This is a genomic window from Nocardia sp. NPDC127606 (genome assembly GCF_042671725.1).
Taxonomy (GTDB): Bacteria; Actinomycetota; Actinomycetes; order Mycobacteriales; family Mycobacteriaceae; genus Nocardia.
In genome coordinates this window covers 186,092-208,720 of record NZ_JBHXWQ010000002.1, presented here as the reverse complement: position 1 = coordinate 208,720, position 22,629 = coordinate 186,092, and the positions used below count along the sequence as shown (strand labels likewise).

The 22,629-nt window shown below is 68.4% G+C and carries 21 protein-coding genes and 1 riboswitch; of the genes, 10 read left to right on the top strand and 11 right to left on the bottom strand.

What is annotated here, in order from left to right; genetic code table 11:
* Window positions 1-11: 11 nt before the first annotated feature.
* The 3 genes from tilS to ACFVJ5_RS11695 all read right to left on the bottom strand — a co-directional run bounded on the left by tilS (window position 12) and on the right by ACFVJ5_RS11695 (window position 3,681).
* Entirely contained in the window at window positions 12-1,013 is a 1,002-nt protein-coding gene (gene tilS / locus ACFVJ5_RS11705; RefSeq protein ID WP_379220614.1) for a tRNA lysidine(34) synthetase TilS, read from the bottom strand.
* Between the two features lie 138 nt (window positions 1,014-1,151).
* Window positions 1,152-2,213 carry a zinc-dependent metalloprotease gene (locus ACFVJ5_RS11700; protein ID WP_379219967.1) on the bottom strand — a complete coding sequence of 354 codons (1,062 nt, stop codon included), beginning with the start codon at window positions 2,211-2,213 and terminating at the stop codon, window positions 1,152-1,154.
* 13 nt (window positions 2,214-2,226) lie between these two features.
* A complete protein-coding gene (locus tag ACFVJ5_RS11695) occupies window positions 2,227-3,681 on the bottom strand; it encodes a D-alanyl-D-alanine carboxypeptidase/D-alanyl-D-alanine-endopeptidase (protein ID WP_379219966.1) in 1,455 nt (484 codons plus the stop codon).
* Between the two features lie 164 nt (window positions 3,682-3,845).
* On the opposite strand from ACFVJ5_RS11695, the gene ACFVJ5_RS11690 reads away from it, so the two are divergent.
* On the top strand, window positions 3,846-4,334 hold the full coding sequence (locus tag ACFVJ5_RS11690; RefSeq protein WP_062991391.1) for an inorganic diphosphatase: 489 nt from the start codon (window positions 3,846-3,848) through the stop codon (window positions 4,332-4,334).
* A 58-nt stretch (window positions 4,335-4,392) separates the two neighbouring features.
* Here the strand turns inward: ACFVJ5_RS11690 and ACFVJ5_RS11685 are convergent, their stop codons facing one another.
* Window positions 4,393-4,620: a hypothetical protein gene (locus ACFVJ5_RS11685; RefSeq protein WP_378631491.1), complete on the bottom strand. Its 228-nt coding sequence runs from the start codon at window positions 4,618-4,620 to the stop codon at window positions 4,393-4,395.
* A 199-nt stretch (window positions 4,621-4,819) separates the two neighbouring features.
* Between ACFVJ5_RS11685 and ACFVJ5_RS11680 the strand changes: the two genes are divergently transcribed.
* Complete coding sequence (locus tag ACFVJ5_RS11680; RefSeq protein WP_379219965.1) at window positions 4,820-6,007, top strand: serine hydrolase domain-containing protein; 1,188 nt, start codon at window positions 4,820-4,822, stop codon at window positions 6,005-6,007.
* On the top strand, window positions 6,004-7,512 hold the full coding sequence (locus ACFVJ5_RS11675; RefSeq protein ID WP_379219964.1) for an alpha/beta hydrolase: 1,509 nt from the start codon (window positions 6,004-6,006) through the stop codon (window positions 7,510-7,512). The genes ACFVJ5_RS11680 and ACFVJ5_RS11675 overlap by 4 nt, the downstream gene beginning before the upstream one ends.
* Here ACFVJ5_RS11675 and ACFVJ5_RS11670 read toward each other — a convergent pair.
* The 5 genes from ACFVJ5_RS11670 to ACFVJ5_RS11650 form a co-directional block, all read right to left on the bottom strand.
* Complete coding sequence (locus ACFVJ5_RS11670) at window positions 7,482-8,141, bottom strand: response regulator transcription factor (RefSeq protein ID WP_379219963.1); 660 nt, start codon at window positions 8,139-8,141, stop codon at window positions 7,482-7,484. The genes ACFVJ5_RS11675 and ACFVJ5_RS11670 overlap by 31 nt on opposite strands.
* Window positions 8,129-9,379, bottom strand: a complete 1,251-nt coding sequence (locus ACFVJ5_RS11665; protein WP_379219962.1) for a sensor histidine kinase — start codon at window positions 9,377-9,379, stop codon at window positions 8,129-8,131. The genes ACFVJ5_RS11670 and ACFVJ5_RS11665 overlap by 13 nt, the downstream gene beginning before the upstream one ends.
* Window positions 9,380-9,386: 7 nt before the next feature.
* Window positions 9,387-11,159: an MDR family MFS transporter gene (locus ACFVJ5_RS11660; protein WP_379219961.1), complete on the bottom strand. Its 1,773-nt coding sequence runs from the start codon at window positions 11,157-11,159 to the stop codon at window positions 9,387-9,389.
* Complete coding sequence (locus ACFVJ5_RS11655; RefSeq protein WP_379219960.1) at window positions 11,156-11,647, bottom strand: MarR family winged helix-turn-helix transcriptional regulator; 492 nt, start codon at window positions 11,645-11,647, stop codon at window positions 11,156-11,158. The genes ACFVJ5_RS11660 and ACFVJ5_RS11655 overlap by 4 nt, the downstream gene beginning before the upstream one ends.
* A gap of 88 nt (window positions 11,648-11,735) precedes the next feature.
* A complete protein-coding gene (locus ACFVJ5_RS11650) occupies window positions 11,736-12,557 on the bottom strand; it encodes a crotonase/enoyl-CoA hydratase family protein (protein ID WP_379219959.1) in 822 nt (273 codons plus the stop codon).
* A 179-nt stretch (window positions 12,558-12,736) separates the two neighbouring features.
* Here ACFVJ5_RS11650 and ACFVJ5_RS11645 point away from each other — a divergent pair, with 179 nt between their 5' ends.
* Together ACFVJ5_RS11645 and ACFVJ5_RS11640 are read left to right on the top strand one after the other, a co-directional pair.
* Entirely contained in the window at window positions 12,737-13,213 is a 477-nt protein-coding gene (locus tag ACFVJ5_RS11645) for a YbaK/EbsC family protein (RefSeq protein ID WP_379219958.1), read from the top strand.
* A gap of 173 nt (window positions 13,214-13,386) precedes the next feature.
* Window positions 13,387-13,854, top strand: a complete 468-nt coding sequence (locus tag ACFVJ5_RS11640; protein WP_379220612.1) for a flavin reductase family protein — start codon at window positions 13,387-13,389, stop codon at window positions 13,852-13,854.
* A 123-nt stretch (window positions 13,855-13,977) separates the two neighbouring features.
* On the opposite strand, the gene ACFVJ5_RS11635 is transcribed toward ACFVJ5_RS11640, so the two are convergent.
* Both ACFVJ5_RS11635 and ACFVJ5_RS11630 read right to left on the bottom strand, forming a co-directional pair.
* The gene (locus ACFVJ5_RS11635; RefSeq protein ID WP_379219957.1) at window positions 13,978-14,517 is read right to left on the bottom strand and encodes an excalibur calcium-binding domain-containing protein; all 540 of its coding nucleotides are present in this window, start codon (window positions 14,515-14,517) and stop codon (window positions 13,978-13,980) included.
* A gap of 211 nt (window positions 14,518-14,728) precedes the next feature.
* Window positions 14,729-16,045 carry an aminotransferase class V-fold PLP-dependent enzyme gene (locus ACFVJ5_RS11630; RefSeq protein ID WP_379219956.1) on the bottom strand — a complete coding sequence of 439 codons (1,317 nt, stop codon included), beginning with the start codon at window positions 16,043-16,045 and terminating at the stop codon, window positions 14,729-14,731.
* A 41-nt stretch (window positions 16,046-16,086) separates the two neighbouring features.
* Window positions 16,087-16,201: riboswitch (SAM riboswitch) on the bottom strand.
* Between the two features lie 172 nt (window positions 16,202-16,373).
* Between ACFVJ5_RS11630 and ACFVJ5_RS11625 the strand changes: the two genes are divergently transcribed.
* The 5 genes from ACFVJ5_RS11625 (at window position 16,374) to ACFVJ5_RS11605 (ending at window position 22,484) form a co-directional block, all read left to right on the top strand.
* On the top strand, window positions 16,374-17,078 hold the full coding sequence (locus ACFVJ5_RS11625; protein ID WP_379219955.1) for a class I SAM-dependent DNA methyltransferase: 705 nt from the start codon (window positions 16,374-16,376) through the stop codon (window positions 17,076-17,078).
* Window positions 17,079-17,318: 240 nt separating this feature from the next.
* Complete coding sequence (locus ACFVJ5_RS11620; RefSeq protein ID WP_379219954.1) at window positions 17,319-18,449, top strand: AAA family ATPase; 1,131 nt, start codon at window positions 17,319-17,321, stop codon at window positions 18,447-18,449.
* Window positions 18,450-18,473: 24 nt separating this feature from the next.
* Complete coding sequence (locus ACFVJ5_RS11615; RefSeq protein ID WP_379219953.1) at window positions 18,474-20,669, top strand: S8 family peptidase; 2,196 nt, start codon at window positions 18,474-18,476, stop codon at window positions 20,667-20,669.
* Window positions 20,662-21,939: a hypothetical protein gene (locus ACFVJ5_RS11610; protein ID WP_379219952.1), complete on the top strand. Its 1,278-nt coding sequence runs from the start codon at window positions 20,662-20,664 to the stop codon at window positions 21,937-21,939. The genes ACFVJ5_RS11615 and ACFVJ5_RS11610 overlap by 8 nt, the downstream gene beginning before the upstream one ends.
* Before the next feature lie 110 nt (window positions 21,940-22,049).
* Entirely contained in the window at window positions 22,050-22,484 is a 435-nt protein-coding gene (locus tag ACFVJ5_RS11605; RefSeq protein WP_364407115.1) for a MarR family transcriptional regulator, read from the top strand.
* Window positions 22,485-22,629: the final 145 nt, after the last annotated feature.

Here is a 22,629-nt window from a genome sequence, read left to right as displayed (position 1 = left end):
CCTTCGTGGCATCAAATGCGCGTCTGTGCTCGCACCGCCAGCGTGCCATGTTCGCGCGTCACGACCAACCTGTGGTCCCTCGAGCCGCCCGCCACCGCCACCCCGCCCTGCCCGTGCCAATTACTCACCAGCTCGTCGATCGCCTGTAAATGGGCGTTCACGAGCCCGGTCACGCCCTGATCGGCGAGCCAGGTGCGCACGGCCCTGCGACGCAACGCGGGCGGCGCAGTGGCCAGGATCTCGATCGACAGGGTGGGTGGATCGCTGCCGAACGCGCCACCGGTCTGAACAACCCGCGCCGCCCGCAGCAGTTCGTCGGCGTAGGCGTCGAGTACGGCCCCGTCCGCACGGAGCTGGTCGGCGGTGCGGGCCAGCGCCTGTGCCACGCCACCACCGAGCACCTCCTCGAGCAACGGCAGCACTTCTTCGCGCACGCGAACCCGGGTGTAGCCGGGGTCCGCGTTGTGCGGGTCGTCCCATGGTTCGATCCCGAGATCGGCACACATCCGCACCGTCTGTGCCCGGCGCACCCCGAGCATCGGCCGCCCCCACGGCGAATTCCACGCCACCATCCCCTGAATGGACCGCCCGCCCGACCCGCGCGCCAAGCCGAGAAGCACGGTCTCGGCCTGATCATCGAGCGTGTGTCCGAGCAACACCGGCCGCCCGTCGCGCACCGAGTCCAGCGCCGCGTACCTGGCCACGCGAGCGGCCGCCTCCACACCCCCCGCACGCCCCACGTCGACGGGCACAACCATCGCCCCCACGCACCCGAGCCCCATCGCTTGCTCGACCGCCCGATCGGCCACCGCCCCCGACCCCTCCTGCAACCGATGGTCGACGACCACCGCGGTCACCTCACCCGCCTCGACAACAGCGGCGGCAACCAAGGCCAGCGAATCGGCCCCGCCGGACAACCCCACCACCACCGGCCCCCGCCCGCCGTGCGCGGCCACCCACTCGCGCACACCCCGCCGCACCGCGAGCACCGCCGCCGTCTCCGGTAGGCGCATCGGACGAGGCGATGTCATCGGCCACACCGAACAATCGCATCCCGATCATCGGTCGGCGGCCGCGGTCCACGAGCAGGCCGCGCGGCCCTGCTCGGCGGTCGGCCGTCCGCGTAGGTCACCTGTGCAGGCTACCGAGACCTACCCCAGCACCCGGCGAATCCACCGTTCCGGATCGTCGACCTCGTCCAGCAACGGCAGGGTGTCGGCGTTCGTCCACACCGTGTTGAACTCCGCGACCCCCACCCGCTCGACCACCGCGTCCACGAACTTCTTGCCCCGTACGTACTGCGCGACCTTCGCGTCCACGCCGAGCAACGCCCGCAGCAGCCGCTGAATCGGATTCGAAGGTCGCTGCCTGCGCCGATCGAAGGCCGCCCGGATGTCGGCGACAGTCGGCACCACAGCGGGTCCCACGGCGTCCATCACATGATCCGCGTGCCCCTCGAGCAGCGTGCCGAGCATCAACAGTCGATCCAGTGCCTCGCGCTGCGGGGGCGCCTGGGCCGCCCGCAAGAGCCCGACCACCCCTCGACTGTTCGGATCGTCGGCGTTGTCCCCGTTGCGCCGCGACCGCACCTCACCGAGCAACCGGGTGAGCATCTCGCTCATCGGTTCCTCGCCGACCTCGCTCAAGATGTCCACGTTGGTGCGCATGTACCCGGCCAGCCATGGCGCCGACGAGAACTGCACCCGGTGGGTCACCTCGTGCAGGCACACCCAGAGCCGGAAGTCGCTGGGATCCACGCCGAGCGCACGCTCGACGCCGAGGATATTGGGCGCGACCAGCAGCAAGGTGCCGTCCTCGCCGGTGAACGGGTCGTACTGCCCGAGAATCGCGGTCGACAGGAACGCCAGCATCGTGCCCGCCTGGACACCCGCCGGCTTGCCGACGAACTTGCCCCCGTCGGCGGACTCGGTGCCGGTGAGCACAGCCATCGAATCGGCCGCCGCGGAGATCCACCCCGGCCGGTCGACGATCCGCGCCTCGGGCACCGGCCGGTCGTCGAGCAACCCACTGACCTCGCGCACCGGCAGTTCGGCCAGCACCGAGGCCGACGCCAACTCGGCGACGACCTGTTCCGCCGTCTGCCGCGACGCGCGCGGCCCGGCGGGCGCGAGCACCGCCCCGGTCCGCGCCGCCAGCCGCCAATCCACCGCTCCGCTGAACCCGGAACTCTTGCGCTCGGTCTTGTCGGTCATAACCACCTGTTCTCTACGAGCAGCCGCAGTTGCGCAGGGCACCCGCCACCGCGTCGAGCGCCGGCCTGCTGAGCTCCGGCAATCGGTCGTTCGACATGAGTGCGAAGGTGAGTACCCGCCCGTCGCGGTCGAGTACATATCCGACCAACGCGCTGGCCACGCTCAGAGTTCCGGTCTTGGCGCGCACCCACCCCGCACCCTGCCGGTTCTGCGTGACGAAGCGCGGCGCGAGTGTGCCGGTGCCGCCCGCGACGGGCAGGTAGTCCAGCATCGGCGCGAGAGCCGCTGCGCGCGGGTCGTTTTCGGGCCTGGCCTGTGTTCCGGTCGGTACCAGTGCCGCGTTGCCGGTCGGCTTCGCCGCGGTCGCGATGATCGAATCGAGCAGCTTCGGGGTCACCCGGTCGTCGACGGAGAGCCCACTGTTGTCGGCCAGATGCAGTCCGGTGATATCGAAACCGGCCGCCGACAGGGCCGCCGCGGTAGCCGCGACCGCGCCGGCGAAGGAGGCGGGCTGTCCCGATGCCACCGCCAGCTCACGTCCGATGGTCTCGGCCAGCACATTGTCGGAATGAATCATCATGTCGTGCAGGCGAACCCGCAGCGGGGCCGATTCGACCTTCGCGATCTGCGCGCCGGTCTGCGCGGCCGGTCCCACTCGCACGGCGGCGGGATCGATACCCAGCTCGGCGGCCAGCGCCCGCCCGGCGTCGAGCGCGGGGTTCGCGGTGCGCGGGGAGTAGTCGGCCGAGGGATCGAACCGGCCACCGTCGAGCATGATCGCCTCGATCGGGGCGATGGACCCTTCCGGAATGTCGATCGGGTCCCAGCCCGAGGCCATGGTCGGCCCCGAGTACGCGGACGTGTCGACCACGATCGCGTTCGTCTGTCGGCCCGCGGCCCGCACCTGCGCGGCCAGATCCGAGATCCGGGCGCCGTCGGTGTAGTAGCCGCCCGCTGCCCGTGTGGTGAGCGTCGGATCCCCGCCCGCGACCAGCACCAGCTCGCCGGGCGCACCGGCGAGCACCTTCGTGGTCACCCGCTGATCATCGGGCAAGGTCAGCAAGGCGGCCGCGACCAGCATGATCTTGGCCGTCGACGACGGAATCATCGCCTTGGTCGGCTCCTGACTCCACAGCACCGTCCCGCTGCTCGGATCGGTCACCTGACCCGCGAACGCACCGAGATCAGGATTGCCGACCACCGCGGCGAGCGCCGCGGCGATGCCGGCCACCGTCGGCGCGGGCGCGTCCGATCGGGCCGGAGCCACCTCGGGAAACACCTGACCGGTATCCGGTGGAGGCGCCACGGTGAGCCCGCCGTGCCGGAATTCCGGCGTCCACGGCTGCGCGATCGCCGCGAATCCGCCCGCGATCACCAGTAGCGCGACGACCACTGCCGACAACCAGATCCAGCGGGACCTCCGGCGCCCCTGCACCGGTGATCCCGGATTGCCGCCTGTATCGACCACGACAGTGTCTCCCTCAACGCCGACCGACACGCCTCGACTGCGCGACTACAGCCGCCTGCCGCACCGGTGTACCAGCACACCACACTATCCTCGTTGCGCAACGGTTCCCCAGAACGATCTGGCGATTCGGCACAGACCAGCACTCGAACGAGCAAGGAGATGGCGTGGAGTTCGACGTCACCATCGAGATTCCCAAGGGTTCTCGGAACAAGTACGAGGTCGATCACGAGAGCGGCCGGGTCAAGCTCGACCGGTACCTGTACACCTCCATGGGCTACCCGGCCGACTACGGCTTCATCGAGAACACCCTCGGCGAGGACGGCGACCCGCTCGACGCGCTGGTGCTGCTGCCCGAGTCGGTGTTCCCCGGCGTAATCGTCGAGGCCCGCCCGGTGGGCGTGTACCGCATGACCGACGAGGCCGGTGGCGACGACAAGGTGCTGTGCGTCCCCGCGGGCGACCCGCGCTGGGATCACATCCAGGACCTGGGCGACGTCTCGGAGTTCGAACTGTCGGCGATCAAGCACTTCTTCGAGCGCTACAAGGATCTCGAGCCGGGCAAGTACGTCGAGGGTTCGGAGTGGCTCGGCCGCGCCGAGGCCGAGAAGATCATCGACGAGTCCTTCACGCGGCTGAAGGAATCCGGCCACTGAGCCGATAGACCTACGAAAAACGGGAAGTCCGAAGAGTTTTCGGACTTCCCGTTTCATGTCAGTACCAGATGTAGAGATCCCAGCCGTCCCAGCTCTCCGTGCACTCCCAGTAATACCCGCCGGTGTACGGATCCTCCCCGGCCGCACGGCACTGGTAGAGCTCGTAGTAGGTGCCGTAATACGTTCCGTACGGCGCCGCGGCGGCACTGCCCGCACCGACCGCCGACACCCCGGCGACGGTCGCGACGGCCAGCAGAGCGGCGGCGATGGTGGATTTGATGCGCATTGTGTTTCTCCTGACGCGGACAACTTCGACTTCTCGAAGTTATTGCGGCGCAGACGTTTGAACAGCCACCCCTAGGGGTATATTCACTCTCCCCTTGGTCGCTTCACCTACCCCACCCCTGGTTGGTAGCGCTGGCACCACCTTCGATTCGGGTGCGCGCGGCATGGGCACGGCCGCCGCTCGTTCCTAGGCTCGAATCATGCAGCTCAACACCACTTTTTCGAGCAAGTCACGGCGTGCCTTCGCGGCCGGAACCGGCTTGCTCGCACTACTCACCGTCACCGCGTGCGGCCCCGAGAACAGTGCCACGGCGGCGCAACCGGATCGGCCGGAGATCCGGCAGGCGCTCGAATCGGTGGTGCGGGCGGGATTCCCCGGCGCCCAGGCCGTGATCACCGGCGCGGGCGGCGAACAGACCGTGACCGCCGGGGTCGGTGATATCGGTACCGGCGCACCGATTCCCGACAGGGCGCACGTCCGAATCGGCAGCAACACCAAGAGTTTCGTCGCGACCGTGGTCATGCAGTTGGTCGCCGAGGGCAAGGTCGAACTCGACGGTCCTGTCGAGCGATACCTACCGGGTGTCGTGCAGGGCAGCGGCAACGACGGCAACCACATCACCGTGCGCCAACTGCTCCAGCACACCAGCGGCCTACCGGACTACCTTGCCGGTGGCGATCCCAGCCTGCGCGCCGCCCCCGGCACGCAGCAGATCGCACCCGACCCCGAAGTCATCCGCCTGCGCCACTTTTCACCCAGCGAGCTGGTCCGCATCGCGATGACGATGCCGCCGCGGCACGAACCCGGCGCCCGCTCGGTCTACACCAACACCAACTACATCCTGCTCGGCATGCTGATCGAGCAGGTCACCGGCCGCCCCGCCGCCACCGAGATCACGACCAGGATCATCGAGCCACTCGGCTTGCGCGATACCTACTTTCCCGCCCCCGGCGACATCGGCCTGCGCACACCACACCCGCGCGGCTACCAGGAAATCGACGGCACCCGTATCGATTTCACCGACTTCGATCCCTCATGGGGCGATACCGCGGGCGCGATGATCGCCACCGGCTCGGATCTGAACCGCTTCTTCCTAGCCCTGCTGGACGGCAAGCTGCTGCCCGCCGCGCAGCTGGAACAGATGCGTCAGACGGTGCAGTTCGACCGAATGCCCTCGGCTGGTTACGGATTAGGGCTGGTCGAGCAGACCACCTCGTGTGGCAAGAAGACCGTCGCCCACGGTGGCAGCATCCCCGGTTTCGATACCCGCACCGGTGTCACAGCCGACGGCGTCGCGATAACCATCACCGTGAACGAGCTGCCGAACAGCAAAGAACAGGCAGAGGTTGTCGAGCGGGCCTTCGACACCGTGGTCTGCGCATCGTGAAACGCGCGATCCTGGCCGTCACGGTTTCCGCTATGGCCGCCGGATTACTCACCGCCACAACGGCATCGGCAGATCTCGACCTGCTCGACCGCTTCCGCCATCAGTCGCTGACCTGGCAGTCCTGCGATGATCCGCGCCTCGATTCGGCGCGCGCCCAGTGCGCGGAGGTGACCGTGCCAGTGGATTACTCGGCGCCACAAGCGGAAACGATGACTGTGGCCATCTCACGGCTGCCCGCCACGGATGCGGCGAAACGTCGCGGCGTGCTGCTGTCCAATCCGGGTGGCCCCGGCGCTCCCGGTCTCGACTTCATGATCGACGTGCGCGAGGCGATGAGCTCCGACGTCCGTGACCGCTACGACCTGATCGGCATGGATCCGCGCGGCATCGGCCGCTCCACCCCGGTGAACTGCCGCTGGCAGCACGGGTTCGGGCTGGAGTCCGCCGGTCTCGACGGCATCGGTTTCGCTGAAAGCGTTGCCCAGCACGCTGAACTCGCCACGCTGTGCGCGGCGAACGAGGGGCCGCGGCTGCACCACATCACCACACGCAACACCGCCCGCGATATGGACGTCATCCGTGCCGCCCTCGGCGAGGAACGAATCAGCTACTTCGGCACCTCCTACGGCACCTATCTCGGCGCGGTCTTCTCCCAGCTGTTCCCCGAGCGCAGCGACCGGTTCGTCCTCGACAGCGCCGTCGACCCCGAGCACTACGGATCGGTCGGGATGATCCGCGCCATGGGCCCGGTCAACGAGGCGGCGTTCGACCGATGGGCCGATTGGGTGGCCGCCCACGACGGCGAGTTCCGTTTCGGCGCGGACCGTTCCGCGGTCAGGTCGACCGTGCAGACCATGGTCCGCCGCGCGAACGACCGGCCGATCCGGATCGGCGAGTTCACCGTCGACGAACACAGCCTGCCGATGGTGCTCTATCGCGGGCTCGACGACCCACGCAACTATCCGCTGCTGGCGCGCCAGATCCGGCAGCTCGCCGATGCCGCCGACGGCATGGAGGTGCGGCCCGAACCCGAGCTTGCCGCCTCGCTCGCGTTCATGCTCACCGCGCAGCCGCGCGACTACTCACCCGCGCTGGCAGTTCTGTGCGGCGATGTGGAGGTACCGCGCGATCCGGCCTGGTACTGGCGCAATATCGAGGCGAGTCGCGCCGATCAACCGCTGTTCGGCGCGTTCGCGAACAACATCCCGCCGTGCGCGTTCTGGGCGCCCCCGGTCGAGCAACCGACCGTGATCGGCCACGCGCTGCCGAGCCTGATCGTCCAGTCCACCGGGGACACCCGCACCACCCACGCGGGCGCGCAGGTGATGCACCGGGCACTGACCGGGTCGCGCCTGGTGACCTTGGACAACGTTGCGGTGCACTGGATCTACGGCAACTACCCGAACACCTGCGTCGACACGACCGTCAACGCCTATCTCCGCGACGGCACGCTGCCCGACACCGACCCGGTCTGTCAGGACGATCCGGGGCGCGAGTTCAGGTAGGCCAGTACGGCGAGGACCCGGCGGTGGCCCGATTCGTCGGCGGCGAGGCCGAGCTTGGCGAAGATGCTGCGAATGTGTTTGAGCACAGCACCTTCGGTGACGACCAGGCGTGCCGCGATGGTGGTGTTGTCCTGTCCCTCGGCCATCAGCGCGAGCACTTCGCGTTCGCGGGCGGTCAGGGTGGACAGCGGATCGTCGACCTTGCGGCGCACCAGCAGTTGTGCGATCACTTCCGGGTCCATCGCGGTGCCGCCCGCGGCGACGCGGTGCAGGGATTCGAGGAACCGATCGACCTTGCCGACCCGTTCCTTGAGCAGGTACCCGACGCCACCGCCACCGTCGCCGAGCAGTTCGGAGGCGTAACTGTCCTCCACATAGGACGAGAGCACCAGCACCGGCAGCCCGGGGTGGACGGTCCTGGCGTGCACTGCGGCGCGCAGGCCGTCGTCGGTGAAGGTGGGTGGGAGCCGCACGTCCACCACCACTGCGTCCGGCCGGTCGGCGGTGACGACGGCGAGGAAATCGTCGGCATTGTCGACGGCGGCGACCACGTCGATTCCGGCCGTCTTCAACAGCAGGGCGAGGCCTTCCCGCAGGAGGGCGTCGTCCTCGGCGATCACGACCCGCACGGCAACTCCACCCGCACCACAGTAGGCCCACCGGCGGGGCTGCTCAGCGTCATCTGCCCGTCGAGCGCTTCGGCTCTGCGCCGGATGCCGGCCAGACCACCCCCGTCGGTCGCCCTCGCTCCACCCACGCCGTCGTCGCGGATCTCTACGGTGAGCAGATCGGGCGACCCACCCAGTTCGATCGACAGTGTGTCGGCACCCGAGTGCTTGGTCGCATTGGTGATGGCCTCGGCGATCACGAAATAGGCGGCGGCCTCCACCGCCATCGGCCGCCGGGTGATGCCGTTCGATTCGAGCACGCACGGGATCGGACTGCGCGCGGCCAGCGCGGAGACGGCGCTGTTCAGGCCCCGATCCGAGAGCACCGGCGGGTAGACGCTGCGCACCACATCGCGGAGTTCGGCCAAGGCCGCCGAAGCGGTGTCCTGCGCGGTCCGCACCATCCGATCGGCGGCATCGGAATCACGGTCGCGCCATTGCTCGGCGAGTCCGAGTTGCATGATCACCGCCGCGATTCTGGCTTGGGCGCCATCGTGCAGATCGCGTTCGATGCGGCGCAGTTCGGCGCCGTGCGCGTCCAACGCGGCGGCCCTGGTCACGGTCAGTTCGGCGACCCGATCGGCCAGCACGGCGTTCTCGTCCGGCGCGAGCAACGCCCCCGCCAGCCGGGCCTGCGCGTTCGCCGCCTCGGGCGCGCGCAGTGCGAGGGCGCCGTAGACGATGCCGACCACCACGCTCACCACGGCGGCGGTCCACGAATCGATGACGATGCCGCCGCTGGACACAGTGCCGTCGGCCCGTGCGCCCCAATAACTCGCGACGGCGAGATGCTGCACCGCGCTCAGCGGCAGTGCCACCGCCAGCGCGGCCAGTGGCAATCCGATGATCGCGTGCAGCACCAGCCAGGCGAGATCACGCCGATTCGCCGGATCGGCGGCCAGCGTCGCGAGCTGATGACGCAGGTCGCCGGTCAACGGCCGGTAGGCGGACACGATCGGCGTGCCGAGCAACGTGCCCGCCCTGCGCCGCTCGAGCCCCAGCAGCGGCCGGATCAATTTGACCGCCTCCGGCAGCGCGGGAATCCCGATCCCGATCAGGCTCGCGGCCGCGACGATCGCCAGCGCGACCACCGCGAACAACGACGCCACCCCGGTCAGCCCGCCCACCAGCAGATAGCCGACAGCGGCGGGCAGACGACGTAACCGCCGCACCACACCGCCGCTGCCGAATCGACTCACCTGATGATCATGCCGGGGGCGCGCCCACCCGGCCTCGACCGCCCTTGTCTCCGTCACACAGGTCGACAGCCGGAGCGGCGGACTGCGCGGCGGTGTCGATCAGCGCACCCACCCCTTCGGCGGCCTTGGCATCGCCGTCGGCCTGGATTCCGCCCGACATCCGCAGCGGAACTTCCTTCCAGAACAGCACGAGCAGCAGGGCGATCAACGCCACCGCCGACGCGACGAGGAACACCGTCGACATCGAGTCGGCGAAGCCCACCTGGAAGGGCTTGGCGAGTTCGGGGTCGAGCTGCTGGATGATCGAGCTGTCCTGGAGCACCTCGCCCGCCGCCGAAGTGTCGTGCGCCAGCAGGCCCTTGGCCAGCGCGGCATCCGCCGGGTTGGCGCTCTGCGCACCCTCGATCACGGCCTGCTGGTAGGCGGGGTCCGCCGCCGACTGCTGCAATTCGGTGGTGATGTTCGGGGTGAGCAGCGAGAACAGGATCGACAGGAACACCGCGGCGCCGAGGGTGCCGCCGATCTGGCGGAAGAACGTCGCCGACGCGGTCGAGACGCCCATGTCCTTGGGCGGCAGCGCGTTCTGCAAGGCCAGGGTGAGCGGCTGCATGAGATTGCCGAGGCCGAAGCCGGTTACCGCCATGAACAGCATCGCCAGCGACAGCGGGCTGTCGGCGTCGAGCAGGTGCAGCAGGAACAACCCGAGCGTCAGCATGATCGCGCCGATCACCGGGAATGCCCGGTAGCGGCCGGTTTTCGAGATCAGCCGACCCGAGAGGATCGACCCGGTCATCAGCCCGAGCACCATCGGCAGCATCTGCAGACCGGCCTCGGTCGGCCCGGCACCACGCACCACCTGCAGGTACTGCGGCAGCAGCAGCATGCCGCCGAACATCGCCGCACCGACGACGAACGAGATCACCACGCCGAGCGCGAAGGTCACATTGTCGAAGATCCGCAGCGGGATCAACGCCGCGTCGCCCATGAACTTCTCGACCACGACGAAGCCGGCCAGCCCGATCGCGCCGATCGCGTAACAGATCACCGAAGAGGTACTGCTCCAGCCCCATTCGCGACCCTGTTCGGCCACGATCAGCAGCGGAACCAGTCCGATCGCGAGCACGATCGCACCCGCGAAGTCGATGCGGTGGGTGGCGTGCGGCTTGCGCGGCAGGTGCAGCACCCGGGTCACCACCACCAGGGCGAGCAGCCCCAGCGGAACGTTCACCAGGAACACCCAGCGCCAGCCGGTGATGCCCAGAATGGTGTCCTGCCCGGCCAGCAGACCGCCGAGCACCGGCCCGAGCACACTCGAAATGCCGAACACCGCAAGGAAATAGCCCTGGTAGCGGGCGCGTTCACGGGGTCCGATGATGTCGCCCATGATGGCCAGCGCCAGCGACATGAGTCCGCCCGCGCCCAGACCCTGGAACGCGCGGAACGCGGCCAGCTGATACATCGACGTGGCCAGCGTGCACAGCAGCGAACCGACGATGAACAGACCGATCGCGGCCAGGAAGAACGGCTTGCGGCCGAACATGTCCGAGAGCTTGCCGTAGAGCGGGGTGCTGATCGTCGCGGTGATCAGGTAGGCCGTGGTGGCCCAGGCCTGCAGCGAGTAGCCGGCGAGGTCGTCGGCGATGGTGCGGATGGAGGTCGACACGATCGTCTGATCGAGCGAGGCCAGCAGCATGCCGAGCATCAGCCCGGACAGGATGGTCAGGATTTGGCGATGGGTGAAGCCGGCCGGTGATTCCACCGGGGCCGCGGTTGTCGTCACGAAACGTTCTCCGTAGTGCTCAGTGCGGGCGGCTGGGTCAGCAGAACCGGGCGGGCCGCGTCGTAGTCCTCGACGAATCGCGTCAGCAGCCCGGCGAAGAGCGCGCGATCGTCGGTGGACCAGTTCTCGGTGATGATGGCGATGGAATTGCGGCGCCGCGCCCGGATCCGGTCGGCGGTCTCGCGCCCGTAGTCGGTGACCTCGAGCACGGTGGCTCGCCCGTCGTCCGGGTCGGCGGCGCGCACCACCAGGCCACGCTCCACCAGCTGCGCGACCTGCCTGCTCACCGTCGACGCGTCCGAATGCACCGCCTCGGCGAGCGCGCCCGAGCGCATCGGCCCGTCACACACCAACCGGAACAGCACCATGAACCCCGCCGGGTCGATCCCCGAGCGGTCCTTGATCTGGGCCATCGCCCGGTCACGCAGCCGGTGCAGTCGCACGAGCTGGATCGCGATCTCGTCGATCGCGGGCTCACTCTCACTCACACTTTTACCTTTACTTGCATCAATCAATTAGTTGTGTGATGCAAGTATGTAGGCAGAACGGTCACCGGGGCAACCGTTTGAACTGCCTTTACTCGCCCTTGAACTCCGGCGCGCGCTTCTGGAACACCGCCGCGATGGCCTCGGGCAGGTCCTTCGACGGCAGGAAGGCCGCGTTCCACGTCGACACATAACGCAGGCCGTCGGCCACCGCCGGGCTGGTCCGCTGCTCGAGCACGTCCTTGATGCCCTGCACCACCAGCGGCGGGTTGCCCGCGATCTCGCGCGCCATCGCGTGCGCGGCGGCCAGCACGGCCTCCTGATCGGCGAACACCTCGTTCACCAGACCCATCCGCTCGGCGCGAGCCGCGTCGATGTCCTTGGCGGTGAAGGCCAGCTCCCGCAGGTTGCCCTCGCCGATGATGCCGGGCAGGCGCTGCAGCGAACCGATGTCGGCGACGATCGCCACCTTCGCCTCACGCAGGCTGAACTTGGCATCCGCGCTGGCCAGACGGATGTCGGCAGCAGCGATCAGGTCGAGACCACCGCCGATGCACCACCCGGACACGGCCGCGATCACCGGCTTGGTGCACTCGGCCAGCGCCGTCACCGAGGCCTGCATCCGGCGGACCTCCTTGAGGAACTCCGTGCGCGGCCCCGCCTTCGCGTCGTCGGCCAGCACCGGCGCCAGCATGCCCGCGGTCGCGGCGAGGTCGAGACCGAACGAGAAGTGCTTGCCCGACCCGGTCACCACCACCGCCCGTACCTGCGGATCAGCGTCGAGCTCGGCGAAGACCTCCGGCAGCTCGCGCCAGAAGTCGGGTCCCATCGCATTACCCTTACCCGGCCCGATCAACGTGACCTGGGCAACGTTGTCGGCGATCTCGACGGTAAAAGCCTTCCATTCACTCATGCCCCGATTATTGCCACCACGCCAACATGCCGCCCACTCAGCCCCGACCCCCGACCCCTAGGGAGGGGCCGGACGCGCAGCGGCCGGGTTCGCGGCCGTCCCGTCGGGGCCGCGAACTCGAGCACGCCAGTGCTCCAGTTACACAGCGCATTTCCCGCAATCGACCTACTCTGGTTGGTATGCGCAGGTCGTCATTGCCGCCGGTCGCATGCCGGGTCGCGGAAACTCTCATCGCCCGCGGGCACCACGGCGTCATCGTCTGCCCCGAGACGCCGGCTCCCACCGCGGCCGATGCCGCCCGCGCCATGGGCGCCCAGCCCACCGCGATCCTCACCGCCCAGGTTTTCCTCCTCGACAACGACCCCGTCCTGCTGCTGGTAGCCGACCACCACCACGTCGACCTCGTCCGCACCGGCAAACGCCTCGAAGGCACCCTCATCCCCGCCCCCACCGCCCTGGTCGAACGGATCACCGGCCAGCCCATCGACGGCACGGCCCCCCTCGGCCACCCCACCAACCTCCCCACCTGGGTGGACACCGCCCTCGCCGCCCACCCCGAAGTCTGGGCAGCGGGCGGCCACCCGAACACCGTGTTCCGCACCAACTTCCGCGAACTCGTCCGCATCACCGCGGGTCTGCCGATCGATATCGACTGAATTCGGGTTCCCATCCCGACCGTGTGAGTTGGATCAAACGGACACAGCGAACACGAGGACGCACCTCGGACGGGCGTAAGTTGGGGGCGGTGGGCGATGTGCAACCTTCTGAGACCGGACTGGTCGTTCCCGATGATCTGAGCGGGATCACGGCTGAGCAGTATCGGGCCTCTATGCGGCACTATCCGGCCGGCGTCACGGTGGTGACGCTCGGAGCCGAGAGTGGGCCGGTGGGGTTCACGGCCACCTCGTTCGCCTCGCTGTCACTGGAACCGCCCCTGGTGTCGTTCAACATCGCGCACACCTCATCGAGCATCGACGCGCTGCGAGCCGCGGACTCGGTGGTGATCCATTTCCTGGGCGAACACCAACAACACCTGGCCCACCGCTTCTCGCGCACCGCCGCCGACCGCTTCACCGACCGCGCCCTCTGGACCACCCTCGACACGGGCGAACCGGTCCTGCACGGCACCCCCATCTGGCTGCGCACCACCCTCCACAAACTCATCGATCTCGGCGACCACACCCTCGCCGTAGGCCTGGTCACCCGAGTCCACGACCAAACCGAAGAGTCCCCCTCAGCAGCCCCGTTGCTCTACTACAACGGCAGATACCACCGCCCCACCGCCCTCGACACCTGATCGGAGCGTCTACGTAAGCCGGTGGACCACGTGCTACAGCTAGTGTTGGGCCGGTGAGCGAGGCAAACGACTGGTCGTGGTTGCGCGCCGGTGTTTGGTCTCCGACTGATACCTGATCGGCCCCTATTCGCAGGCCACGCCATCCTTGTTCCGGTCGAGCTCTGGTCGGTAGCCGGGTTCACCGATGTGGATCGGGGCGGCACCGGCAGCCTTGGCTGCGTCACAGTTCTTGTAATAAGCGCTGGCGGGCGCGGGCGCTTCGGGCTCGGGCACGACTGCCACTCGTGGGGCGGGGAGGTCGACCGTCGTGGTCGGCACGGGGACGATGACCGGCGGCGCGATCGTGGGGGTCGGCGCGATGGGCGCCGGCGGGAGATCGATCGTGGTCGTCGGGGCGAGTGGCAGGGCGGTGGATGCCGTGGTTGTCGGGGTCGCGGTGGTCGTCGACGGCTTTGTGGTGGTCGATGATTCGACGATCCGGGTGGTCGAGGTGGGTGATGTCCGCGCGGCCGGAGCAGGGTTGTCGTCACTGAGACCGGCGACGACCGAGAGACCGAGCACGCCGGCGACTCCGATCCCGGCCAGCAACGGCCAACGCCGCTTCTTTTCGGGCTGCCGGGGCGGACGAGCCCACGGGTCGGGCGGCTGAATCGGTCGAGTCACAGTGTCCCCTTTGATTATCGGACAATCTCGGGGGCTTCATCGCGACAGGTTCGACAGGCGTTACCCAGCCAGAATGCATTCCAAACCTGGGATTTCCGAGAAGCGGTCCGGTCGGATTCTCTGGCGGATGCCGCTCAATGGGGGAACGAATATCGGCCGCCGAGAGCAGGTCTCGACGGCCGATATTCGGCGGAGCTCGCCTGTGACGCGTTCAGCCGATCAGGCAGGGGGCGGCGCCTTCGGGGGAAGAGGCGCTGAGGGGGCGGGTTTCGGGGGTGGGGTTCCAGTGGCCGTCGGTGGCGGCGTAGTTCCAGGTGGGGCCGTGGGTGACCAGGGTGGCTACCGCGCCGATCAGGCGGTCTACGTCGGCGGCGGTGGTGCCGAGGCCGATGCTGGCTCGGAGGGCGGCGTCGAGGCCGAGGCTCGCGAGGAGGGGGTGGGCGCAGAAGCGGCCGTCGCGCACGCCGATGGCGTGTTCGGCGGAGAGGTACGCGGCGACTTTGCCGGGGGTGACATCGGCGATCGTGAAGGCGACGATGCCCACACAGTCGGGGCTGTCGGACCAGATGCTGACCAGGTCGACGCCGGGGATCGCGGACAGGCCGTCACGCAGCCGGTCGGCCAGAAAGCGTTCGTGTGCGACGAGTTCGGTGGGGTCGATGGCGGCGAGCGCATCGCAGGCGGCGGCGATAGCGGCCGCGCCCAACACGTTCGGCGAACCGGCCTCGTGCCGCTGCGGCGCGCAGGCCCATTCGACCTCTGTCACACCGACATTGCGCACCGCACCACCACCGGCCAGGTAGGGCTCACCCGCGTCCAGCCAGTCCCGCCGGCCGACGAGCACACCCGAGCCGAACGGCGCGTACAACTTGTGCCCGGAGAACGCGAGATAGTCGATCCCGGTCTCGCGCAGGGAGATCCGGCGATGCGGAGCCAGCTGAGCGGCGTCGACGAGGATGCGCGCACCACACAGATGGGCGATGGTCGCGAGGCGTTCCAGCGGCAGCACCTCGCCGGTGACATTGGATGCCCCGGTCACCGCGAGCAGCGCGGCGGGCTTGCTGCACAGCTCGGCGACAACACGCTGAATCGTCTCCTCGACAGTGGCGGCGGCCCGCACGACTCGACGACCGTGCTTCGCCCACGGCAGGAAGTTGGCGTGGTGCTCGATATCGAGTACCACGGTCTCCCCCGGCACGCACCCGGCCAGCAGGTTCAGCGAATCGGTGGTGTTGCGCGTGAACACCACGACCTGGTCGTCGTCGGCATCGAGGAACCGGGCAACCGAGCCACGCGAAGCCTCGTAGCACTCGGTGGAGATCCGCGAGGCGTATCCGGCACCGCGATGCACGCTGGCGTAGAACGGCAGCAACTGAGAAATCCGGTCGGTGACCTGCTTCAACGCCGGCGCGCTCGCCGCGTAGTCGAAGTTGGCGTAGGAGCTGGTACCGCCCTGAACGAGCGGAACCTGCAGGTCGGCACCGGAAACGGCGGCGATGGCACAGGTGGGGTCGATTACAGCAGTCATGACGAAATCCCGTCGGCTCAGGGACCCGCTCCTGAAGAGGTGGCCCGCGCTTGCCGCGCCCAATTCGGACGTCAGCCTGGTCGTCACCCGGAGCACCCCACCGCGGAGGAGGGTTGCCGACCAGCAAGCCGGGGCTGAACGCTGGTACTCGTGACCTGCAACGAGAGTGACAGACGACCACCGGACCTGTCAACCACCTGTCGTCGGCGCGCTCCGAGTCGATCCCGGCCACGCACGAGATCTCCCGGTTCGGCGCGGCAGCCGCGCCGTCCCGACCGCGGCGGGAAATCGGTTGTCCACGTGCGCTTTCCCTTGTGATACTCCGGTGGTGCCCGCCTTCGCAGATTTCGACCGACGCAACTACCCCACTGTCGATGTCGCCACCGGTTACGACGGCTGGGCCGACACCTACGAGCGCACCGTGATGGACGAAATGGACTCGGCGCTGCTGGATCGGCTGCGTCGACCGGATTGGGCGGCGGTGCGGCAGGCCGTCGACCTGGGGTGCGGGACAGGCCGAACCGGCGCCTGGTTGCGCAGCCGCAGTAGCGCTCAGATCGACGGCGTCGATCTGAGCGAGGGCATGCTGGCCCGTGCTCGCGTACGTGGCGTGCACCGCACACTCACCAAGGCCGACGTGTGTGCCACCGAATTGCCCAGCAGCGCCTACGATCTCGTGATCTCCTCGCTGATCGACGAGCACCTGCCGGACCTGCGCCCGTTCTACGCCGAGGCCGCCCGGCTGGCTACCCCAGGAGCCACGTTCGTCCAAATCAGCTACCACCCGCAGTTCATGATGGTCACAGGAATGCCGACGCACTACACCCCGGCGGGGGGCGATCCGATCGCGATCAGCACCCACCTGCACCTGCTGAGCGAGCACATCACCGCGGGCACCGACGCCGGTTGGGTCCTCGCCGAAGCGGCCGAAGCCCTGGTGGACGACACCTGGCTCGCGGCGAAACCCAAGTGGGCCGACCTGCGCGGCCACCCGTTCACCATGGCGCTGGTCTGGACGCTCGGCATCGCGTAGGCACCCCGGCCCCGCACGCTGCGAGGCACGCCCGAAGCGAAGGGAATCGCCCAAGAGGGGGCGTGGCGGAACTAGCATCCGACGAAGGGAATCGCCGCGCTGAGGGCTCGGCAGATCAATGTGGCGCTGCGGGTGGGGTCCGATGTCAAACCGGTACACAAGGGGTGAACTTTGCCCATGATGGACGCCGTACGATCGAGTGAAGCGAAAACAGTCCACGTAATTGATCGGAAGAAGACCATGTCACACGCCTTGAGCTCCACTTCGGCGGACGTGAACGCCGATCTACCCGATGAATTCGTCCACCTGGCCAGGTTGGCGCTCGCCGGGCGCGAGCAGGATGTCGCGATGTTCGTGCGCCGGGCCGCGCGCAGACACCGGCATACCAGTCCCGAACTGGCCGATGCGCTGGTCGCGCTGCTGCGCCAGAACCCCACACGCGCCAATCCCCTCCGCGCGGAAGTGGATACGCCGATTCCGGTCGACGGTGACAGCCGGCTGCCGCTGGTGCGGGTGATCCCGCCCGAAGCCACCGCCGAAGTGCCGATCCTGGCGGCCGAAACCTACGACGTGCTCACCCAGATCGTCGACGAACGCAAGCAGGCCGACCGGCTGGCCGCCGCCGATCTGACCCCGGCCCGCAGCTTGCTGTTCGTCGGTCCGCCCGGCGTCGGCAAAACGATGGCCGCGGCCTGGCTGGCCCACCAATTGTCGCTGCCGCTGGTGGTCCTGGACTTGGCGACCATCATGAGCAGCCTGCTCGGCAAGACCGGCACCAACCTTCGCCACGCCATCGACTACGCCAAGCAGCGGCCGTGCGTTCTGCTGCTCGACGAGCTCGACGCCATCGCCAAGCGTCGCGACGACGATCGCGACGTGGGCGAGTTGAAACGACTGGTGACGGTGCTGCTCCAGCAGATCGACGACTGGCCGACCGGCGGGGGCCTGGTGATCGGCGCGACCAACCACGCCGATCTGCTGGATCCGGCCGTGTGGCGGCGCTTCGATGTGAGCGTGGAGTTCGCGCTGCCGGAGGCAGAGCAACGCTGCGAGGCGATTCGCCGGTTCGCCGGTGAGCCACTGCCCGACGGTGCGGTGGACGCGGTCGCGCTGGCGTCGAAAGGCTTGTCGTTCAACGATATCGAGCGCACGATGCTGCGATTGCGCAGGCGTTGTGTGCTCGAGGACCAGCTACTACCCGGGCTGATGGCCGAGCATTCCGCGCGACTGGTAGCTGAACTTCCCAAAACGGATCGGTTACGGCTGGCGCAGACGCTGACGAGCGTGTCAGGCTTGTCTCAGCGCCAGATCAGCGCGCTGACGGGGGTGTCGCGCGACACCATTCGTGGTTTCACGCATCGACGGGAATAACGTGGCAGCTGGGGGGATTCACGGGTGGCGGCACCGCGATTTCTGATCGGCTTCGGTGAACGACTGACCGCGCCCATCACCCCCAGCAGATCGGGTGGCTCGACGCAGTCCCCGTACACGGTGGCGCAGGCGCGAGCCCGACTCGCGCCGATGCTGAGCGCGGCCACCTCGAGCGCGGACGCGTTGCCCAAAACGGCCTGCCCGGAGGACGAGACGGTCACGGCGGTCACTCTGCATCCGCAGTATCTGTCCAAAAGTGGTTATCCCACGCGACTTCTCACCTCGATGCAGTTGGATCCGCTGGGCAGCAGGCCGGTGGCGATCGCGCCGGAGCACGGCAAACCACGGGCGAGCACCCTGCTGTTCCTGGCGACGACCCGCGTCAATCTGCAGTTGCTCACCGCGCGGATCAACGCCGACGCACCGCTGGGCGGCGCCGAGATCGGCATCGTCAGCCTGGCGGAATTCCGGCTCAACAACGCCGATGACCGGCTCAGACTCGCAGCGGCACCGCGCAATTCGGAGACCGTCGCCGAGTTGGTGCTGCACTCCGATCGCGACATCGCCCTGCAGGGTCTGCTCGACTTCTCCCGCGATCTCGATCTCGACGTGGCCATCGACCGCCGACTCGACAACGGCGGCCTGGCCTTCGTCCCCGTCACCGGCACCCACGCCGCCATCGCCGCGCTCGCCGGCTACTCGTTCACCAGGGTGATCCGCCGCATGCCGCGCATGCGCACCCAGCTCGGCCGCCATACCGCCACCAGGACAACACTGTCGACGTTCCGCCCGACCTTGCCGACTGCCGAGCCGACCGACCGGGAACTCACCGTCGCGGTCTTCGACGGTGGCATCCCCGCCCACACCCCGCTGACCCGGTGGGTCGACGCCCACACCTTCGCCGACAGCGCGGCACCGCAGCGCACCTATCTCGACCACGGCCACCGCGTCACCTCGGCGCTGCTGTTCGGCAGCGTCGACCCCGTCCAGCCGGTCCCGGTCCCCTACGGCTACGTCGACCACTATCAGGTGCTCGACGAGGACACCGACGACGATCAGTGCGAGCTGTATTCGGCCATCGAGCGCATCGATACCGTGCTGCGCCAACGCAAATACGAGTTCGTCAATGTCAGCATCGGCCCCGAGCTCCCCATCGAGGACGACGAAGTACACGCCTGGACCGCGTTCTGGGACGACTACCTCAGCGACGGCACCACGCTGGCCACCATCGCGGTCGGCAACAACGGCGAGGCCGACAAGCCGAGTGGCAATGCGCGCGTGCAGGTTCCGGCGGACAGCGTGAACGCGCTCGCGGTCGGTTCGGCGGATCGGGTGGGAGCGCAATGGAACCGCGCGCCGTACTCCGCGATCGGGCCGGGCCGCTCCCCCGGCACCGTGAAACCCGACCTGCTCGCCTTCGGCGGCAGCGATCACGAACCGTTCCACGTCGTCGGACCCGACGGCACCGCCGTTCCCGACTCCGGCACCAGCTTCGCCGCCCCGATGGCCCTGCGCGCCGCACTGGGCGCCCGCACCCTGTTCGGCCCGAAACTCGGTGCGCTCGACCTGAAGGCCCTGCTCGTGCACACTGCCGAAAGACGCACCAGCTCACCGGATTCCGATTCCGGACACGGCCGTATCGCCACCACCCTGGCCGACATGGTGCTCTGCGGCGACGGCGAAGCCAGGGTTCTCTACCAGGGTGAACTCACCCCCGCGAAATACCTGCGCGCCCGGATCCCGCTCCCCTCGGCGCTGCCCGCCGGCATGGTCCGCATCCGAGCGACCCTGGTCTTCGCCACCCCGGTCGACCCCGCCGACCCCGGCAGCTACACCCGCAGCGGCCTCGACGTCACGTTCCGTCCGCATGACGAGCGGTTCGCCGAACCGACCAGAATCCACCCGGATTCGGCCCCGTTCTTCCGCGCGACCGAACTCGACCCCGAGGCGGTGCCGCGCCGCGACTCCCACAAGTGGGACACCGTCCTGCACGCCGAGCGGAGCAAGCGCGTGAACAGCCTGCGCAACCCGGTCTTCGACATCCACCACACCGCCAGGGAATCGGGCCGTCCCACCGCCAACGCACAGCCGATCCGCTACTCGATGGTGATCACGGTGCGCCACGCCAAGGTCGACGACCTGTACGAGCGGGTGCTCAGCGCGTATGTCACCCAGCTCGAAGCGCTACGCCCGACGATCGAGATCCCGCTCGATGTCTGAGTTCCCGGCGGAGATCTTCGTCGACCCGATCGCGGCGCGGCGGCTGAGTTGTCAGAGCGTGTACCGGCTGCAGCACCTGGGCGCGCGGCTGTTTCCGTGGCAGGAGGAGACGTTCACCGAGATCCTGCTCGGCCATCTCACCGGGGTGGACTACCGCATCGACGCGCTGTGCCCCGATTGTGTGCCGCCGCGTGGGTGCACGTCGTGGGGGTCGGCGACGCAGGCGGCGGGATCGGGCGGGCTCCGGCTGCTGACGCGACCGGAGGAGGGCGGCAACCGGGCCCGTGGCAGGCGCGGAGTCGGTGCCGATTTCATCTACAGCGTGCAGGACCCTTCGGGTGCGAGCGAAGTGCGGTTGCTCATCCAGGCCAAGCGGGCCAGACGCGGTGAGCCGATCAAATCGGCTGCCCTGCCTTCCGCGCAGCGAGCCGATCTACAGGACGCCGCGGCGCATTTCGGCGCCACCGCGTACTACCTGTTCTACGCCGAGTCCGAGTCGGCGCACGTCGGTCACCTCACCCGCTGCGCCGAGCACACCAGCCCGTCGGACACCTCGATCGTGGTCGTCCCCGCACAGGTCCTCACCCGCGCATTCGACGCGGAGAAGCGGGGTTCGATCGCGGCGGACCTCGTCTTCGCACTCGGCCGCACCCTGCTGTGCCTGGACGGTTGCGCCCCCGCACCGGGCCTGTCGGCCTTCGATCGCGTGCTCGGCTTCGTCCGCGAGGACAATCCCGACTACCAGCCCGTGGACCCGGCAACGCGACTGCCCGGCACGCCCGCCGTCACCGTCATCGGCACACGCGCCAAACCGCCCCGGCGACCGCCGTCGCGCCGCGTGACCCGCGCGGGCCACCAGGTCGGTGACGGCGAAATCCTGTGGGTCGATCTGAGCGCCGCCGACCGTTGGGCACAGGCGACCTCGATCGGGTCCGCGCCGGGCGGCTCCTCGCACCCGATGGAGCCCAGCTGGTACGACGGCATCGGCGCCGATCGATTGCGCGAGCGAACCAGCAGGTACTGGCGACTCGCGCTGCACCGGGCTGTCGCGCTGCGGTACGTCGCGGCCTGGGCCGAAGGTGAAGTTCGCGCGGTCTATCGCGTCCTCGACGATTCCTTGGTCATCCACCACGACCACGGCGGCAAGATCTCGTTCGACCTCGCCGACCTCGATTCCGCGTCGAGCATCCACGCTCAGGTCCGGCGCCGCGCCGAGGCCTATCAGTCCGCGCGCTCGCCACGCGCAAGCAACGTGGTCGGTTACCCGTGAACGATTGCCCCCGAGTTGCCTGATCACACCCAGTTTCCAACCATCTAGGCACCCCATGATGGATACCCGAGATGATTGGGCAACTCCACTATTTGCTAGAGTTCCCTCTCATGTCCACGAACACGAACTCCGTCCGCGGCCTGCCGCGCTACCCGGTGTACGCGCTCGGACGGCTCACCAAGGCGCTGCACGCCGAGATCGGCGTCCCGTTGCGCGATCACTGGGTGCTCACCTTCATCGAGGAAAACGCCGATCTGACACAGAAGAAGGTGGGCGACGCGCTCGGCATCGACCGCAGTGAAGTCGTCCGCCTGATCGACGCGCTGGAACGCGCCGACCTGGTAGAGCGCACCCGCGACGGCAAGGATCGCCGCAAATACCGGCTGCGGATCACCGAGGCCGGGCGCAAGCAGTGCAAACGCACCGACAAGCTGATCGCCGAGGCGACCGCGCGGGTGCTGGGGCGCCTCGACGAAGACGAACAGCGCACGCTGCACCGGCTGGTGGTCACGGCGCTGGGCGAACTGCCGGAATCGCCGTCGTGAACAGCGCGGACGGCACGCCCCGCGATGCCGTCCGCCGACACCCGCACCGAGTACCGTTGGCATCTGGTGACCATCCTGTTTGCCCTCCGGTAACCCGCTCATGAAACAACAGACACCACCGATGGGGGTCAACCGATGAGAGGTG